This is a genomic window from Winogradskyella arenosi, from assembly GCF_003337305.1.
GTDB lineage: Bacteria > Bacteroidota > Bacteroidia > Flavobacteriales > Flavobacteriaceae > Winogradskyella > Winogradskyella arenosi.
In genome coordinates this window covers 142165-159545 of the sequence record NZ_QPJO01000004.1, presented here as the reverse complement: position 1 = coordinate 159545, position 17381 = coordinate 142165, and the positions used below count along the sequence as shown (strand labels likewise).

Below are 17381 nucleotides of genomic sequence, written 5' to 3'. Positions count from 1 at the left end.
TATAAAAAATGAAATTATCAATTGTCAATTACGGAGCGGGAAATATTAAAAGTATTCAGTTTGCTTTTCAGCGTTTGGGATATAATGCCGTCTTAACAGAATGTCCTGAAGAAATTATAGCATCAGATAAAGTAATTTTTCCAGGGGTTGGAGAAGCGAGTTCCGCTATGGAAAAATTAAAACAAAGTGGTTTAGATCGTTTAATCCCTACGTTAAAGCAGCCCGTACTAGGCATATGCTTAGGGATGCAATTAATGTGTCAGCATAGCGAAGAAGGGGACACTAAAGGGCTTGGGATTTTTGATGTGAGTGTAAAACGTTTCTCAAATAAAGTAAAAGTTCCACAGATGGGATGGAATATCATTTCAAATTTAAAATCAGGTCTGTTTAAAGACATCAAGGAAAAAGAATACATGTACCTAGTACATAGTTACTATGCTGAACCTTGTGCTGAAGCGATAGCGACCTCTGATTATGAGTTGGAATATGCTTCTGCCCTAGAAAATGATAATTTTTATGGTGTACAATTTCACCCTGAGAAAAGCAGTAAAGCCGGTGCGCAATTGCTAAAAAACTTTATAGAACTTTAAGGATTTAAGTCGGTTAAACACTTGTTATGGGTGAAGAAAAATTTAATTTAAAAAGCGATCCAAATAGAGGATAAATATTATGAGAATCATTCCAGCTATCGATATAATTGAAGGAAAATGTGTACGTCTTACCAAAGGCGATTATGACACAAAAAAAATATATAATGAAAACCCTTTAGAAGTGGCTAAGGCTTTTGAAGATGCCGGAATTCAATATTTACATGTTGTAGACCTCGATGGGGCAAAAGCACAACATATTGTAAATTATAAGGTGCTTGAAACTATAGCGACGAAAACTAATTTGAAAATTGATTTTGGTGGCGGATTAAAGTCTGATGACGATTTAAAGATTGCTTTTGAGTCAGGGGCGCATCAAATTACAGGAGGAAGTATTGCAGTTAAGAATCCTGAAGTATTTGAAGGTTGGATTTCAAAATTCGGATCCGATAAAATTATTCTTGGGGCCGATTGTAATAACGAAAAAATAGCAATTAGTGGTTGGCAAGAAGAAAGTGATTTAGAGGTGATTCCTTTTATAAAAGACTATCAGTCTAAAGGTATTACCAACGTTATTTGTACCGATATTTCTAAAGATGGCATGTTAGAAGGCCCTTCTTTTGAGCTGTATAAAAGAATTTTAGAAGATGCTGAGGGTGTAAAGTTAATTGCTTCAGGTGGAATTTCTCAGTTTGATGAGTTGCCAAAGCTTTTAGACTTAGGTTGTGATGGCGTTATTATAGGAAAAGCCATTTATGAGAATAGAATAAGTCTTAAAGAATTAGAGGCTTTTTTATAAACGTCAAAAAGGGGTAATTCATTTAAACACCATGGAATAATCTCAATGAAATCAGTAAGTTTTATAAGAATAAGTTGATAAACGCTTAAATGTTAAGCGATAACCTAAAAAGATGTCTGCCTTGGTAGATCAAATAAAAAGAACAAATGTTAACGAAACGTATAGTCCCTTGTTTAGATATTAAAAACGGAAGAACCGTAAAAGGGGTCAATTTTGTAGATCTTAGAGATGCGGGAGACCCTGTGGTTTTAGCCAAGCAATATGCAGACTTAGGGGCTGATGAATTGGTGTTTTTAGATATCGCGGCGACTTTAGAAAATAGAAAAACCATGCACGATATGGTTTTAAAAGTTGCAGAACAAGTCAATATTCCTTTTACCGTTGGAGGTGGGATTTCTTCTGTGGAAGATGTTGATGATTTACTGCACTGTGGCGCCGATAAAGTGTCTATTAATTCTTCAGCCGTTAAACGTCCTGATCTAATCAGCGAGCTTTCAGATAAATTTGGAAGTCAGTGTGTCGTTGTGGCCATTGATGCAAAAGAAGTTGAAGGGGAGTGGTTGGTGCATTTAGCAGGCGGAACAATCCCTACAGATTTAAATTTATTTGAATGGGCCAAAGAAGTGGAGCAGCGTGGTGCTGGTGAAATTTTGTTCACCTCCATGAACCATGATGGTACCAAAGCCGGATTTGCCAATAAGGCACTGGCTAAATTATCAAGCCTAGTTAATATTCCTATTATTGCCTCGGGTGGTGCAGGAAGTATAGAACATTTTGTAGCGGTTTTTAAAGAAGGAAAAGCCGATGCAGCCTTGGCAGCCAGTGTATTTCATTTTGGAGAAATCCCTATTGCTGAGCTTAAGGAAGCCTTAAGGACTGAGAATATTGAGGTGAGACTTTAAACACATACTAAAAATTAAATTGTGGCTAACAACAGATGCTTAGCCTTACAATAAGAACATAAAATTATGAATGTAGATTTCAATAAAAACGAAGACGGATTAGTACCGGCGATTATTCAGGATAATACGACTCAGCAAGTGTTAATGCAGGGGTATATGAATGCTGAAGCGCTGCAAAAAACCCAAGACACCAAATTAGTGACCTTTTATAGTCGAAGCAAACAACGCCTCTGGACCAAAGGAGAAGAAAGTGGTAATGTTTTAAAGTTAGTGTCTATAAAATTAGATTGCGATAAGGATTCGCTTTTAATCAAGGTTAATCCCCAGGGGCCAACCTGCCATAAAGGAACTGATACCTGTTGGGATGAAACCAATACAAGTACTTATGGATTTCTTTCTAATTTAGAAGCCACAATTGAGTCGCGCATTAAAGCAGCGGATTCCGAAAAATCTTATGTCGCTTCTTTATTTGCAAAAGGCATTAATAAAGTAGCTCAAAAAGTTGGAGAAGAGGCTGTTGAAGTGGTTATTGAAGCTAAAGATGATAATGATGAATTGTTTTTAGAGGAAAGTGCCGACTTACTTTTTCACTACCTTATGTTATTACAAGCAAAAGGATTTAAGTTAGACGATGTGGTATCGGTACTACGTTCTCGCGATAAAAAGTAAGGATTGCTTTTGGAAATATTAATAATTTGGCGTTCTTGTTGGCATGTTTGATAAACGCTTTTATTACCTCATAAAAATTCAATATTTAGGCTATCGTTTTCACGGTTGGCAAAAACAACCCGATGTGAAAACGGTACATCTAATGATTGATCGTACGTTAAAATATATTCTACCTGAAACTCGGTTTAAAACTTTGGGCGCGGGTCGTACAGATGCTATGGTGTCTGCAAATGAAGCCGCATTAGAGTTGTTTATATATAATGAACCGCTTCAGGATTTTGATGAATTTTTGGCCCTCTTTAATCATAATTTACCCCAAGATATTAGAGCCTTGTCGATTAAAGAAGTCGATAAAAAATTTAATGTTATTCAAGATTCAAAACTAAAGGAATACCATTATGTGTTTTCAGAAGGGCAGAAGAATCATCCTTTTTGCGCTCCGATTTTAACCACCATCCTAGAACCTTTAGATGTAGACTTAATGAAACGCGGTGCTAAATTATTTGAAGGCACTCACAATTTTAAAACTTATTGTTACCGTGCTACGGATAAAGGGGAGTATGTAAGAACCATCAATACATGTGAGTTGGTTGATAATACTATTTACACGGCTAATTTCTTCCCTGAAAAATCCTATGTTTTAAAAGTTGTAGGGAAAGGGTTTATGCGAAATCAGATTCGATTGATGTTTGGTTGTTTAATAAAACTAGGTCGCGGAGATTTAACCTTAGATTATATTGAAGCAAGTCTGAAAGCAGAGAGTACCGAGGTTATGGATTATATCGCCCCAGCATCGGGTTTAATTTTACATGCTGTAAATTTCGAATAAATAAAAAGGTATGAGCTAATTAGCTCATACCTTTTTATTTTAAATACACTTTAGGATTTATCTTATACATTCAAAAATAAATCACTGTACTTATTTTCTATCTTAAATTTCTAATGTTTAGAAAGAAAATTACTCTGCAACATGTAATTTTGGTTCTTTATCTACAAATTTTCCATTTACAGATTCACCTAAAATAATTACTTCTTTAGAGCGCTCGTACATTTTAATAGCACGGTGCATTTGTAATTTGGTGCCACTGTAAAGTTTTACACCTGATTTTGAGCCCTTGTTTCTAATTTCAATATAGAAACCGTCTTTTAGTGCGGTTGGTCTTGTTGCTGGTCTACCCATAAATTTAATGTCTGTTTTTAAAAAGTGGTGCATAATAACAAAAAAAATAAAAACCCACAAGTTAATTTAAGAACAATTAACAATTTATAGTTGATTTCTTACAAAAACCTCAAGAAAAAGCGAGAATTGATAGAATTTGGAATAAAATCAGCATCAAATTATATAATTTTTAATTTCAACCTTAAATAATGAAGTTTTCGTAATCATAAATACCGCTTTAGGATTAAAATTTAGTGCAAAAGAGCCAAGTTTATTGGGGATTGGGTAGCAATTTTGTAAATAAAAATTTAGATGCATGAAAGATCAATTTAATACCGCTTTAGGAAATTTAATAGATAAACTTGGAGGTTGGTTTAATGCTATTATTGAAAATATACCCAATTTCATTCTTGCCATTTTAGTAATGATTTGCTCTTATTTTGGAGCGAAATACGTCAGTCGACTAGTTCGGAAATTGGTGGAAAATCGTATTGAACAAGATTCTATTAAAAATGCCTTATCACGGGTGATTGCAGTATTGGTTGTAGCTCTCGGACTTTTTATAGCTTTAGGTGTTTTAAATTTAGGGAAAGCCCTTACGTCTTTATTAGCAGGTGCTGGAGTTGTTGGTTTGGCCATTGGTTTAGCCTTGCAAGGAACGATAGCCAATACCTTTGCTGGTTTGGTGTTGTCTTTTAGAAAAAAGATTCAAATCGGGAATTGGGTAGAAACCACAGGGTATTCTGGAGAGGTGATGGATATTAACCTAAAAGACTTTACTTTAAAGGAAGCTGATAATAATATTGTGATCATTCCGAATAAAACCATTTTAGAAAATCCGTTGAAAAATTACTCTTTAACCACAAAAATGAGAATATTCTTAGAGTGTGGGGTGGGCTATGAGTCCGATTTAGAGGAAGTACAACGTATTACTCAAGAGACGATAGCAAAAACTTTTGATCAGGTTAAATCACCTGAAGATGTAGAGTTCTACTACACGGAATTCGGCGATAGCTCTATTAATTACCTTTGCCGTTTCTGGATTGATGCCGAAAGTATGTTAGAAAAATTAAGGGCTAAAACCAAAGCGATTATTGAAATCAAAAAGGCTTACGATGCTGCTGGTATTAACATTCCATTCCCAATCCGAACCTTAGAATTCAACAACAAATTAGATATTAAAGATTCAAAGTCTGTAGATTCAGGTGATAAGCAATAAACGAATATGGTTTATTGAATAGAGTTAAAACTCTTGTTATAAGAGCAAATTCTATCGCACCGTCTTAACGATATTTGTATTAACATTAACCAATAAAAACAATCAAGATGAAAAAATTTAGTTATTTATTTATAGCCCTTTTTAGTTTAAGTCTTTTAACCACTAGTTGTAGAGAAGAAAAATCTACCGGAGATCAAATAGAAGAAGCTGTTGATGATACAGGAGATGCTATTGAAGATGCTGCAGAGGATACTGGAGAAGCTATGGAGGATGCAGCTGATGATGCTGAAGACGCTGTAGAGTAATATTTATAGTTCTTAATATAAAACATAGTAAAGATAAAAGCCATCGTTAAGATGGCTTTTTATATTTTTATCAAAATTTAGAATTTATGAGCCCTAGCATACCCCAAGAGGTCTTTTCGTTTTTAGAAAAGCTTGAAAAAAATAACAATCGCGATTGGTTTAATGAGCATAAGCTAGAATTTAAAGCTATTGAAACACAAATGAAAGCGGTGTTTCAGCATTTGGGTGAATTGATGAGTACCCATGATCTGATTGAAAAAATTAAGGTTTTCCGGATTTATAGAGATGTTCGTTTTTCAAAAAATAAATTGCCTTATAAAACGCATTTTGGAGGATCTTTTGCACGTCATAAACCCGAATTACGAGGTGGCTATTACGTCCAGATTCAACCCAGAAATCAATCGTTTATTGCGGTAGGTTTTTGGGATCCCAATAAAGAAGACTTACTGCGTATCCGTAAGGAGTTTGAAATGGATGATAGCGAGATTAGAGCCCTTATAGAAGCAAAACCATTTAAAGAAATTTGGGGTAATTTAACAGGAGATAGCTTAAAAACAGCACCCAAAGGTTTTGATAAATCCCATCCGGCTATTGATCTCATTAGACGTAAGCAATTTGTCTTCGTTAAATCTTTTACCGATAAAGAGGTCTTGTCAGATCAATTTATTAACGAAGTCAATGAGGCTTTTATAGCTGTACGTCCGTTTTTTGATTTTATGAGCGATGTATTAACCACCGACTTAAATGGAGAATCGCTATTATAATCTTTTTAAAATGGATGATGTAAACAGCTCCACCTGAATTATAAAAATTAAAAAAACCTTACAACACCAATTGGTACTGTAAGGTTTTTTGCGTTTATAAGCTTATACGGCTTTTAGAATATCCGGTTCTGCTAAAACCTGAACGCTATCGATAAGGCGTTCTTTAACAATGGTCATCATGCGTTTATTTAAGGCTGAAGAATTCTGAATGTAAATCTCATATTCTTCTACCGTAAATTGACCTATAAGCATACCTTTTACCGAATTTCTGAATTTGGTGTCTTTATGAATCGCATTATCGATATAGCCTAATTGCTTTTCTAAGCTAAGGTCGTAAAAGACATTTTTATGTTTGCGGATGTAGTTTTTAAACACGGCAATTAAAAGGGGGTGTTGTAATTTAATCACGGGTCGCATGGTGGTATTCTGAAAGCGCTCATCCGAACCCATATTATCATAGATTTTAGCGGAACGAATCTGAGGTCTTAAAGCAAGCAAGTGGTCTGTTCTAGAAATCATAATTAAGAGTTTATGGGTTAATTTGAATTAAAATTAAGGATTAAGCTCTCGCAATGAAGCGCTTTAACATTATCTTGTTAACGTGGTTATTAACAAAGGCAATTCTAGTATTTAATAATCATATCCAATTCTAGTGGGCTAAACCTCTATTAAGTTTTATCTTTGAATTGAAAATAAAAATAGTAATGACAAACAATAGACATATGAGATTTCATACAAGAAAATGGGTAAAACCAGAAGATTTAAATCCAAATGGAAGTTTATTTGGAGGGCAACTTTTAGCTTGGATAGATGAAGAAGTTGCACTTTATACCGTTATTCAATTAGAGAATTCTAAAGTAGTAACAAAATACATGTCCGAAATCAATTTTATGGCGTCTGCCCGTCAGGGAGATATCGTAGAAATTGGGATTTTAGTAACTAAGTTTGGTAAATCGTCATTAACCTTAAAATGTGAAGCGAGAAATAAAATGACACGCGAAACAATTTTAACGATTGACAATATTGTCATGGTAAATTTAGGACCAGACGGAAAACCGACCCCACATGGTAAAACAGAGGTGGAGTTTGTAAAGGACCGTTTAAAAGAGGATTAAGCCTTTTGATTTAAAGACAATTCATAGATCTCTAAATCAAAATAAGTTACGGAAGCCAAAACGTGATCAAAAATATCACCTATAATGTATTCGTAATTTACCCAACGCTGATCTTTACTAAAGGCATAAATTTCCATAGGAATCCCTTGTGCTGTTGGTTCTAATTGACGCACCATTAAAGTCATATCTTTATTAATGGCAGAATGATTATCAATATAAGTTTGAAGATATTTTCTGAACAACCCAAAATTAGTGAGATTTCTGCCGTTAATTAAGACGGACTTATCAATCTGATGACTTTCATTAAAAGATGAAATTTCATGAGATCTGTTATCTAAATAATCAGACACCAATTGTATTTTCTTTAAACGCTGAATGTCTTCATCCGTTAAAAATTTAATGGTTGAAGTTTTAATAATCACCGAGCGTTTAATACGCCTACCCCCAGAAGACAACATACCTCGCCAGTTTTTAAACGAATCCGATATTAAAGCATAGGTAGGAATGGTGGTAATTGTTTTGTCCCAATTCTGCACTTTTACCGTGGCTAAATTAATTTCGGTGACTTCACCATCGGCGCCATACTTTTCAAACGTAATCCAATCTCCAATACGCACCATATCATTAATAGAAACCTGAATACTAGCTACAAAGCCTAGAATGGTGTCTTTAAAAATTAAAATGATCACGGCAGATGCGGCTCCTAAAGTGGTAGCAAACTCTATAAAGGAAACCCCAGTAACAATCGCTATAATGGAAAAGAAACCGAGTAACCATGCAAAAATCATAAAGACTTGCACGTAGCTATCAATCGGTTTGTCTTTAAATCGGGGTAAGGTTTTAAGGTAATCTTTAATAGAACTTAAAAGACTTCTTATAATTTGAAGGGTTAAAACAATAGTAATTACCTTTAAGGTAATTTCTATGATGTTCTGTGTAATTTCAAAATCCGTAAAAACCTGAGGAACAAACTCTATTAATATCAGTAAAGGAATAATATGCGCTACATTTCTAGGGAGTTTGTTGGCTACTAAAATATTATCAAAATCCGTCTTTGTACGTTTTGCAATTCCAGCTGAGAACCGCCATAAAAAACGTTTCGTAATAAAATCGACGATAAAGGCAATAAGGAGCAATGCCAAGAGTAATCCTAGCATGTTTAAGTATATAGCAACATTTTCAGGTAATCCTTCTGCTACTAAAAAATCGTATAAAAAGTGTTTAATATTAAGCACGGCTCGCCTTGGTTAAGTATTTCTTATCAATATAAAAAGTTCCAAAAGGGATTACAGAAGCTATTAATACAATCCATAGGGTGCGGGTAGGCCATTTCATGTCGTTACTTATTAAAACAGCAAAAACAACATAAGCCATAAATAAAATACCATGAGGCATACCTAATAATTTTACGTATTGCGGATCTTCGTAAAAGTATTTTATAGGTGTGGCAATAAATAAAAGTAAAAGATACGACACCCCTTCTAATAAGGCCACAAGTCTAAAAACAGGTAATAATTTTAACATGCTACTAAATTTTCAGCAAAAATACTCTAGAATTAAAGAAATAAAGAAGATTTTAACAGGTTTTAAGAAATTATGATCTAGGTCATTTCTATTATTTATATTTAGGCCAGTTATCATTTTTACCCAGATATTTTATGAGAAAAATTTACACCCTAGCTTTAGCATCATCCGTGCTGTTGTCTTGTGCTACTGTAGCGTCTTCGAGCTCCAAAAACACGACTTCTAAATCCACACAAGTTTCCACGAAGAGTCCTCGGAAAAGTTCGAGTAAAATTAAGCCTTACGATCAGGTGGTTACTAATGAGGCCATTACAGATGAGGGCTTGTTTACAGTGCATTTAGTTGGGGAGAAGTATTATTTTGAAATTCCCTTAACGCACCTAAATACCGATATGTTATTGGTGAGTCGTTTTTCTAAACTCCCCGCTAATCTGGGAGGTGGTTATGTAAATGCGGGGACAAAAACCAATACCCGAATGATTAATTGGGAGCGTTTTAAAAATAAAATCCTCATTAAAGAAAAGTCATCAAGTGCTGTGGCTTCAGATAGTCTTCCTATTCATATTTCTGTAAAATCTAATAATTACGAGCCTACCTTATATGCATTTGATATTGCTGCGTTTTCAAAAGACTCATCTGCTGTAGTGGTAGATGTGACTAATTTTTATGGCACCGATGTAAAGGCTATTAGCGGATTAGGATCGCGATTACGATCGTCTTATAAAGTAAAGAATTTAGACAAGTCCAGAAGCTTTATAAATGCGATAAAGAGTTTCCCTGAAAATATAGAGGTGATCCAAGATTTTACATATAATGCGGGTAAACCTCCAGTAAACACTGGCGATGAAACCATAAGTGTACAAATGAATCAGTCAATGATTCTGTTACCTAAAACGCCTATGCAACCTCGTCTTTTTGATGAACGTGTGGGCTGGTTTACCTTAAGTCAATACGATTATAGTAGTGAAGCTTTAAAGTCGGACAAGAAAACCTATTTAAGACGATGGAAATTAGTGCCTAAAGATATTGAAGCCTATAAAAGAGGAGAGTTGGTTGAGCCTGTTAAACCTATTGTGTATTATTTAGATCCGGCTACACCAATGAAATTCCGTTCGTATATGAAGGAAGGCATTGAGTTATGGCAAAAAGCTTTTGAAGCTGCAGGATTTAAAAATGCGATTATCGCTAAAGACCCACCGTCTAAAGCTGAAGATCCTGATTTTAGTCCGGAAGATATCCGTTATTCTGTGGTGAGATATGTGGCGAGCACTACTAGAAATGCTACAGGGCCAAGTGTTTCAGATCCACGAAGTGGGGAAATTATTGAAAGTGATATTATATGGTATCATAACCATTTGCGCTCGTATAGAAATCGCTATTTATTAGAAACAGGTGCCGCGAACCCTTCGGCACGAACTTTAGAGACTTCGGACGAAGAAATAGGGGAGATGATGAAAATGGTGATTGCGCATGAAGTTGGTCACACCTTAGGGCTACCTCATAATATGAGTGCGAGTTATGCCTACGATGTAGAAAGTTATAGAGATGGCGATTTTACACATAAAAATGGTATTGCCGCGACAATTATGGATTATGCGCGTTACAATTATATTGCACAGCCTGGTGACGAAAACATTCGTTTTATTAGACAATTAGGGCCTTATGATAACTATGCGATTAATTATGGTTACCGTTATATTCCTGAAGCGAATTCTGCTGAAGCTGAAAAAGAAATTTTAACGCAGTGGGTTGAAGAAAAGGCAGGAGATCCTATTTACAAATTCGGAAAACAAAGCAGTCGTTTTGATCCTACAGCGCAGACTGAAGATATTGGTAACAATAGTATGAAAGCGAGTTCTTACGGGCTGAAGAATCTAAAAATTGTAGCTAAAAATCTTCCAAGTTGGACGAGTGATCAAACGGATAATTATGAAGATTTAGAAGAACTCTATGGCGAATTGCTTAGTGTTTGGGGACGTTACGTAGGTCACGTCGTTACTCATATAGGGGGTGTGGTTGAAACTACCAAAAATCCATCGCAAGGGGGCGTTATTTATAGTCCGGTGCCTAAATCGGAACAGAAATCAGCAATCGCTTGGTTGCATAAAAATGCTTTTGAAACACCGGCTTGGTTGGTAGATGAATCTATTTTACAGAATATAAATTATGCAGGTTATACCGATCGTATGCGAAGTCTACAAGGGCGTCATTTAAATACTATTTTAAGTTTTGAGCGTTTAGGGCGCTTAATAGACCACCAAGCTTTAGATGCCAAACACTATTCGGCCTTAGAACTTTTAACGGATGTAAGAACCGGAATTTGGTCGGAAACAAAATTAGGTTTAAATGTTTCAGTTTTTAGACGTAATTTGCAGCGTGTTTACTTAGACGCGATGTTCAAATTAATGACGGAAGACCTTGATCCTAATAGAACGCGACAGTACTATAATGTGAGTCAATCCGATATTAGAGCTTTAGTAAGAGGAGAACTTAAGGTTTTAAAACGTCTTTTACAACGCGGCTTAAAGCAAGGTTTAAACACAGAAACAAAGTATCACTACCAAGATGGTATAGAACGAATTAGTAATATTTTAGACCCAAAATAACATGAAGAAATTAGTTTTATTAGTTGCAATCTTTAGTCTTTCAGCATGCTTTTATGGCCATTCACAGTCGACAACCACACAGAAAGAGGATTTTGAAGCTACGTATCAAAATATGAAATCGATAGTAGATTCAGGACATTTCCGCTACCTTGGACATGCAGTTTATGAAAACCGAAACCGTAAATTGATAGATACATCGAAAAATCAACTTGAGATTACACCTACAAGTGTTACTGCGCACCTTGAGGCGTTAGATATGAAGGTTTATGAGGTTAAGGCTGGCAAGACTTCAAACTATAAAGTTAGTCATGATAACGCCACACAAACGGTTGAAATTAACTTTAATATAGGAGCAGATGAATTCCAAATTGTAGTGAAACGAAATGGTAAAGCATTCCTTACTTTAAGGTCTACTGTTAATAATATTCAGCAAACAGGTGTGATTGAAAGGATTTAAGTTGTATATTTGTAATCAGTTTATTGAAGATATACTACACAAATAGCTTTATTCTGAGTTATTTTTCTAGATTTTAATACGATTCAGTGTTAAGTTAATTAACTTGTCTGCATTATACATATTTTCAAAAGCACACACACATATTAATTTTTAAAACTACGAATGGCTAAATCACAACAGACTTTTAGTAAAAGTGAAAAAGAAAAAAAACGATTAAAGAAGAGAGAAGATAAGCGCAAGAAAATGGAAGCGCGTAAACTCAATAAAGATGAAAATGGTTCAGGAGGTATTCCTATCGCTTATGTAGATCATAACGGTAACCTAACAGATACGCCACCAGATCCAACAATGAAGGTGAAAGTAAAAGCGGAGAACATTGTTCTTGGTGTTCCACAAAAAGAAGATTCAGACGAAGATCCTTTTGATCCTATTAGAACAGGAAAAGTATCTTTCTACGATAGCTCTAAAGGTTTTGGTTTTATTATAGATACTGAAACAAACGAAAAACATTTTACTCACGTTAGTGGTATTATAGACGATATAGCAGAAAACGATAAAGTTACTTTTGAATTAGAAAAAGGACAACGTGGTATGAACGCCGTAAGAGTCAAACAAGCTTAACATTCTTAATTTTAAAAAAAAGAAAGCCATTATAGTTATTACTATAGTGGCTTTCTTTTTATATTTAAGTCCGGCTTTCTAAGCATAAATTATAAAAACAGGCCTTTTTTAAAACCGTCGCTTTTGTTTCTTCGTAAATAGAGAAACAAAACCTTAAAATTTTATATATGAAAACGAAATCAATTATTATAACAGCAGTCTTAGCCTTAAGTTTAATTTTTGGATCTACCGTAATGGCACAATCCAAAATGGAAATGGATACTAAAATGGTGGGTGGTGCCGCGATGTATCCATCAAAAGATATTATTTCTAATGCGGTGAATTCTAAAGAACATACCACATTAGTGGCGGCGGTAAAAGCAGCGGAGCTTGTAGCAACCTTACAAGGAGAAGGACCATTTACGGTTTTTGCACCTACCAATGGGGCTTTCGATAAATTATCTGAAGGAACTGTAGCTATGTTGTTAAAGCCAGAAAATAAAGCAAAACTTCAAGCGGTGTTAACTTACCATGTTCTTGCAGGGAATTATAGCGGAAGAATGATAATGAAAGCGATTAAAAAAGGAAATGGAAAAGCTAGTTTTACTACTGTAAATGGTCAGCAATTAACGGCAATGATGGATGGAGATACTATTGTGCTTTCAGATACGGCGGGGACGATCTCTAATATTACCATTAGTGACGTTAACCAATCTAATGGTGTAATCCACGTTATTGATGCCGTGGTTTTACCAGGGATGTAATTTAGATAACAAAGCAATTTGCAGTTGTAAATTGTTTAAGATAAAAAAAGCACAAGGAATTCACTTGTGCTTTTTTTTATACCTTTCCCTGAAATAAATAAAAGTGTATGCGTCCAGAAATAATTGAAACATCAGAGCGAAAGGTGATAGGGGTTTCAACAACAATGCGGCATGGGGAATATCATAAAATTCAAGAATTATGGCAGCAGTTTATGCCAAGACTTAAAGCCGTTAAAGCGAGAAGTTCTATGGAGTTGATAGCGCTTCAAGAATTTCCTGAAGGTACAAATACAGCAACACTTTCAGACTATATTATTTGGGCTTGTGCAGAAGTTTTAAATTTCAACGAAATTCCTGAAGGGATGATGTCCTTAGTTATTCCTGCCGGTACTTACGCCGTTGTAGCACATAAAGGGATGGATGCGTCTAAAACCTACAGACAATTTATGAGCGAATGGTTAATAAATTCTGGCTATGGTGTAGATACGAGACCACATTTTCAAGTGATGGGCGCCAAGTATAAAAATGGGAGCCCAGACTCTGAAGAAGAGTTTTACATTCCTATAAAACGGATAACGGAAGTAAATTAAAATTTAGCTGCGGTATTAAAACGCGATTCTATAATCGCAACCCGATTTATATTGGCTACAGCCAAAAGCAGTTTTACCTTTTAGAAGTGTTCCTTTTTTACACTTCGGACAAGGGTCTCCCGCTTTAGGAGCTACAGGTTTTATAGCTGTTTTTTTAGGTTCAAACTTCAATTTAAAAGCCTCATCAAAACGAAGTAAACCTTCCTGAGTTTGGTTTTCAATTTTAAAGCCTTTTAAATTCACTGTAGAGCCTTTAGTAATAAGGCGAATAAATTGTTTTTCAGAGATCTTCTTATTGCTAAAACTGAAGGGTAAGGTGAAATCACACGATTTTCCATAATGACTACAGCCATAAGCCGATTTCCCTTTAATAAGTTGACCTACTTTACATTTAGGGCATGGGCTTCCTACTAAAGTCGCCGTTTTAGATTTGGTTTTTGATTTCGACTTTGTTTTTGAACCGCCTGAAGGCTTATTATTAACGGCCGATATTCGGGTTTGCACTTGTTCAGACCGCACTTCGTAAACCAAAGCATCAACCATGCGCTTCATGCCTTTAATAAAAGCGCTCGCACTAATCTCACCTTTTTCAATATCTTTTAACTGCTTTTCCCAAGTTCCGGTTAACTCTGCCGATTTTAAAAGTTCATTTTTAATCGTATCAATAAGTTGAATGCCTGTTACTGTTGGTAAAATTTGCTTTTTGTTTCGCTTAATGTATTTACGTCTAAATAAAGTTTCAATAATATTGGCCCTTGTAGACGGACGGCCAATTCCGTTTTCTTTCATTAAATCGCGCAACTCATCGTCATCCACTTGTTTTCCGGCGGTTTCCATAGCACGTAATAAAGAGGCTTCCGTAAACTGGTTTGGAGGTTTGGTTTGCTTCTCTAAAAAAGAGGGTTCATGTGGTCCTTTTTCACCTTGAGTAAAGGTAGGGAGTAAAGCATCTTCTTTTTTATTAGACTTTTCAGATTCAAAAATAACGCGCCATCCTTTAGATAAAATTTCCTTTCCGGTAGTTTTGAAATTCACTTCGGCTGCCTTACCAATTACGGTAGTGTTAGACACTTTACAATCGTCATAAAAAACGGCAATAAAGCGTTTTACAATAATGTCATAAACTTGCTGCTCGTTATATTGTAAGTGCGTTTGCATTCCTGTTGGAATAATAGCATGGTGATCCGTTACCTTTTTGTCATTAAAGACTTTAGATGATTTTTTAATCTTCTTATTTAAAAGTGGTGCTGTAAGTACGGCGTAATCCGTAAGCTTCGATAAGATACCGTGAACTTTAGGGTAAACGTCATTCGGTAAAAAGGTGGTATCAACTCTAGGGTAGGTCACGACCTTTTTTTCGTATAATTTTTGTGCAATTTTCAGGGTGTCATCAGCAGAGAATCCAAATTTGGTATTACAATAAACTTGAAGTCCTGTGAGGTCAAATAATTTAGGGGCGTATTCTGTCCCTTTCTTTTTGGTGATGGAGACAATTTCAAACTCATCTTCCTTTACTTTATTTGCAAGAATTTCTCCGTCTTCCATCTTAAGGAAGCGTCCTTCTTCATAACTAAAAAGTGTCTCTCTATATAAGGTTTGCAGCTCCCAATAAGGTTGTGGCTTAAAGTTTTCTATCTCCTTAAAACGATTCACCAACATGGCAAGGGTAGGGGTTTGTACACGTCCTACTGACAAAACCTGTTTGTAACCTCCATGTTTTACGGTATATAAACGGGTGGCATTAATTCCTAAAAGCCAATCGCCAATGGAGCGCGAAAATCCGGCATAATAAAGATTATCATAATTTTCAGCAGGTTTTAGATTTTTAAACCCTTCTTTTATGGCTTCCGTAGTAAGCGATGAAATCCATAAACGTTCTACTTTACCCTTGTATTTTGCTTCGTTGATTACCCAACGCTGAATCAGTTCTCCTTCTTGTCCAGCATCCCCACAATTTATCACCACATCAGCCTTATCAAACAGACTTTTTACGATTTTAAATTGCTTCTTTATACCGTCATTGTTTGCCACTTTTACTTTAAATTTTTCGGGCAACATCGGAAGGTTATTAAGGTCCCAGCTTTTCCAATATGGTTTATAGTCTACAGGCTCGTAAAGGGTACAGAGGTGACCAAAAGTATAGGTCACGGCATAGCCATTGCCTTCAAAGTAGCCATCGCGCTTGGTGGTGGCTCCTAATACTGAGGCAATTTCTCTTGCTACACTTGGTTTTTCGGCAATACAGACTTTCAAATTGGCTTGGTTTTATGCAAACGCAAAAGTACAGAATTTTATAAATTATAAATTGGTTTTAAGATTATAAAACCAAGCGCTGCCCAATTTTTAAGGTAGAATTCTTTTTAATGGCATTGCTACGGCATAAGGCAGCAATAGAGAGGTTGTTTTTTCTAGAAATGTCATACAGCGTATCGCCCTTTTTTACCACGTAGTATTTTGGGATTTTAGCGAGACGCATTAATTCCTGGGCATCCTCTGCAGATTCTATAACCTTCACTTCAGTAACGCGTCTAGGATTGTGAAATCTGGCATGTGTCCATTTTTGGGTAACCCAAACATGCTGGGAACGTATGGTATTTTTAGCAGAAAAATCAAATAGGTATTCTGGATAAATTGAGGCACCGTTATAACTTAATTCTAAGTGTAAATGACTTCCTCTAGAATTCCCTGTATTACCGCCTTTACCTAAATACTGACCTTTTTGTAAGGTGTCGTTTGGTTGCACGCCTATATGAGATAAATGGGCATAAGTAGATTCTAAACCGTTATAATGGCGCACCACTACGGTATTGCCATAACCATTGACGTATTTGGCTAATCGTACAATACCATCAAGGACAGTAACAACAGTATCTCCGGTGACTAAATCGATATCAATCCCATTATGCGCACGACCTCGGCGCCAGCCATAACGTGAGGTTACGACTTTTTTATGCTTAATAGGAGATTCATAAACCGTATCGTTAAATTTTATCTCAAATGGAAATTGTTGTAATGTATTTCGGTAAGGGTTATAAACGTTGTGATCCCAGTAGGTATCCATAATTGATGGCGTTATTGGAGGTAGGCTAACTAGGGGGATTTCTACAGTTCCAGTAATATTACTTTTGGTGAAATTTACCGTTGGTAATTCAATAATTAAAGAATTAGCAATAGAATCTTGTTGAGCGTAGTTAAATGAAGTGATGCAAACTAAAGCAAAACAGAACAAAAAGTGTTTCATAAAAAATAGTAATAATCTTCTAGCGTTTGAAACGTAAATATAAAATAAATATTATCTCTCTTTTTCTGATGTGCGCCTTG

General features: G+C 35.5%; 20 protein-coding genes. 14 read left to right on the top strand and 6 right to left on the bottom strand.

Going from position 1 to position 17381, the window contains the following annotated elements:
* Positions 1 to 8: 8 nt before the first annotated feature.
* The 5 genes from hisH (at position 9) to truA (ending at position 3786) form a co-directional block, all read left to right on the top strand.
* Positions 9 to 590, top strand: coding sequence for an imidazole glycerol phosphate synthase subunit HisH (hisH, locus tag DFQ08_RS12260; protein ID WP_114310313.1), 582 nt, complete (start codon positions 9 to 11; stop codon positions 588 to 590).
* Positions 591 to 669: 79 nt separating this feature from the next.
* Positions 670 to 1386 (top strand): 1-(5-phosphoribosyl)-5-[(5-phosphoribosylamino)methylideneamino]imidazole-4-carboxamide isomerase, encoded by a 717-nt coding sequence (gene hisA, locus DFQ08_RS12255; protein WP_114310312.1) that lies wholly within the window; start codon positions 670 to 672, stop codon positions 1384 to 1386.
* Positions 1387 to 1532: 146 nt separating this feature from the next.
* Positions 1533 to 2288, top strand: a complete 756-nt coding sequence (hisF, locus tag DFQ08_RS12250; protein ID WP_114310311.1) for an imidazole glycerol phosphate synthase subunit HisF — start codon at positions 1533 to 1535, stop codon at positions 2286 to 2288.
* 66 nt (positions 2289 to 2354) lie between these two features.
* Positions 2355 to 2957 carry a bifunctional phosphoribosyl-AMP cyclohydrolase/phosphoribosyl-ATP diphosphatase HisIE gene (gene hisIE, locus DFQ08_RS12245; protein ID WP_114310310.1) on the top strand — a complete coding sequence of 201 codons (603 nt, stop codon included), beginning with the start codon at positions 2355 to 2357 and terminating at the stop codon, positions 2955 to 2957.
* A 43-nt stretch (positions 2958 to 3000) separates the two neighbouring features.
* Positions 3001 to 3786 carry a tRNA pseudouridine(38-40) synthase TruA gene (gene truA, locus DFQ08_RS12240; RefSeq protein WP_114310309.1) on the top strand — a complete coding sequence of 262 codons (786 nt, stop codon included), beginning with the start codon at positions 3001 to 3003 and terminating at the stop codon, positions 3784 to 3786.
* Between the two features lie 129 nt (positions 3787 to 3915).
* Here the strand turns inward: truA and DFQ08_RS12235 are convergent, their stop codons facing one another.
* Positions 3916 to 4137: a hypothetical protein gene (locus tag DFQ08_RS12235; protein ID WP_092443056.1), complete on the bottom strand. Its 222-nt coding sequence runs from the start codon at positions 4135 to 4137 to the stop codon at positions 3916 to 3918.
* A gap of 295 nt (positions 4138 to 4432) precedes the next feature.
* On the opposite strand from DFQ08_RS12235, the gene DFQ08_RS12230 reads away from it, so the two are divergent.
* The 3 genes from DFQ08_RS12230 to DFQ08_RS12220 all read left to right on the top strand — a co-directional run bounded on the left by DFQ08_RS12230 (position 4433) and on the right by DFQ08_RS12220 (position 6404).
* Positions 4433 to 5335 carry a mechanosensitive ion channel family protein gene (locus DFQ08_RS12230; RefSeq protein ID WP_114310308.1) on the top strand — a complete coding sequence of 301 codons (903 nt, stop codon included), beginning with the start codon at positions 4433 to 4435 and terminating at the stop codon, positions 5333 to 5335.
* 107 nt (positions 5336 to 5442) lie between these two features.
* Positions 5443 to 5640, top strand: a complete 198-nt coding sequence (locus DFQ08_RS12225; protein ID WP_114310307.1) for a hypothetical protein — start codon at positions 5443 to 5445, stop codon at positions 5638 to 5640.
* A gap of 86 nt (positions 5641 to 5726) precedes the next feature.
* Positions 5727 to 6404 (top strand): DUF2461 domain-containing protein, encoded by a 678-nt coding sequence (locus DFQ08_RS12220; RefSeq protein ID WP_114310306.1) that lies wholly within the window; start codon positions 5727 to 5729, stop codon positions 6402 to 6404.
* Between the two features lie 102 nt (positions 6405 to 6506).
* On the opposite strand, the gene DFQ08_RS12215 is transcribed toward DFQ08_RS12220, so the two are convergent.
* Positions 6507 to 6923, bottom strand: coding sequence for a glyoxalase (locus DFQ08_RS12215; protein ID WP_114310305.1), 417 nt, complete (start codon positions 6921 to 6923; stop codon positions 6507 to 6509).
* Positions 6924 to 7126: 203 nt separating this feature from the next.
* Between DFQ08_RS12215 and DFQ08_RS12210 the strand changes: the two genes are divergently transcribed.
* Positions 7127 to 7519, top strand: coding sequence for an acyl-CoA thioesterase (locus DFQ08_RS12210; protein WP_114310508.1), 393 nt, complete (start codon positions 7127 to 7129; stop codon positions 7517 to 7519).
* Here the strand turns inward: DFQ08_RS12210 and DFQ08_RS12205 are convergent.
* Complete coding sequence (locus DFQ08_RS12205) at positions 7516 to 8754, bottom strand: mechanosensitive ion channel family protein (protein ID WP_114310304.1); 1239 nt, start codon at positions 8752 to 8754, stop codon at positions 7516 to 7518. The two genes, DFQ08_RS12210 and DFQ08_RS12205, sit on opposite strands and share 4 nt — an antisense overlap.
* Positions 8747 to 9043, bottom strand: a complete 297-nt coding sequence (locus tag DFQ08_RS12200) for a DUF3817 domain-containing protein (RefSeq protein ID WP_114310303.1) — start codon at positions 9041 to 9043, stop codon at positions 8747 to 8749. The genes DFQ08_RS12205 and DFQ08_RS12200 overlap by 8 nt, the downstream gene beginning before the upstream one ends.
* 134 nt (positions 9044 to 9177) lie before the next feature.
* Here DFQ08_RS12200 and DFQ08_RS12195 point away from each other — a divergent pair, with 134 nt between their 5' ends.
* From DFQ08_RS12195 to DFQ08_RS12175, 5 genes are all read left to right on the top strand, one after another.
* A complete protein-coding gene (locus DFQ08_RS12195; RefSeq protein WP_114310302.1) occupies positions 9178 to 11649 on the top strand; it encodes a zinc-dependent metalloprotease in 2472 nt (823 codons plus the stop codon).
* A gap of 1 nt (position 11650) precedes the next feature.
* Positions 11651 to 12106: a hypothetical protein gene (locus tag DFQ08_RS12190; protein WP_114310301.1), complete on the top strand. Its 456-nt coding sequence runs from the start codon at positions 11651 to 11653 to the stop codon at positions 12104 to 12106.
* 162 nt (positions 12107 to 12268) lie between these two features.
* Positions 12269 to 12727 carry a cold-shock protein gene (locus tag DFQ08_RS12185; RefSeq protein ID WP_114310300.1) on the top strand — a complete coding sequence of 153 codons (459 nt, stop codon included), beginning with the start codon at positions 12269 to 12271 and terminating at the stop codon, positions 12725 to 12727.
* 167 nt (positions 12728 to 12894) lie between these two features.
* Positions 12895 to 13470: a fasciclin domain-containing protein gene (locus DFQ08_RS12180; protein ID WP_114310299.1), complete on the top strand. Its 576-nt coding sequence runs from the start codon at positions 12895 to 12897 to the stop codon at positions 13468 to 13470.
* Positions 13471 to 13577: 107 nt separating this feature from the next.
* Entirely contained in the window at positions 13578 to 14060 is a 483-nt protein-coding gene (locus DFQ08_RS12175) for a GyrI-like domain-containing protein (protein WP_114310298.1), read from the top strand.
* Between the two features lie 15 nt (positions 14061 to 14075).
* Here the strand turns inward: DFQ08_RS12175 and DFQ08_RS12170 are convergent, their stop codons facing one another.
* Both DFQ08_RS12170 and DFQ08_RS12165 read right to left on the bottom strand, forming a co-directional pair.
* Positions 14076 to 16313, bottom strand: a complete 2238-nt coding sequence (locus DFQ08_RS12170) for a type IA DNA topoisomerase (protein ID WP_114310297.1) — start codon at positions 16311 to 16313, stop codon at positions 14076 to 14078.
* A 64-nt stretch (positions 16314 to 16377) separates the two neighbouring features.
* Positions 16378 to 17301 carry a M23 family metallopeptidase gene (locus DFQ08_RS12165; protein ID WP_114310296.1) on the bottom strand — a complete coding sequence of 308 codons (924 nt, stop codon included), beginning with the start codon at positions 17299 to 17301 and terminating at the stop codon, positions 16378 to 16380.
* Positions 17302 to 17381 lie beyond the last annotated feature (80 nt).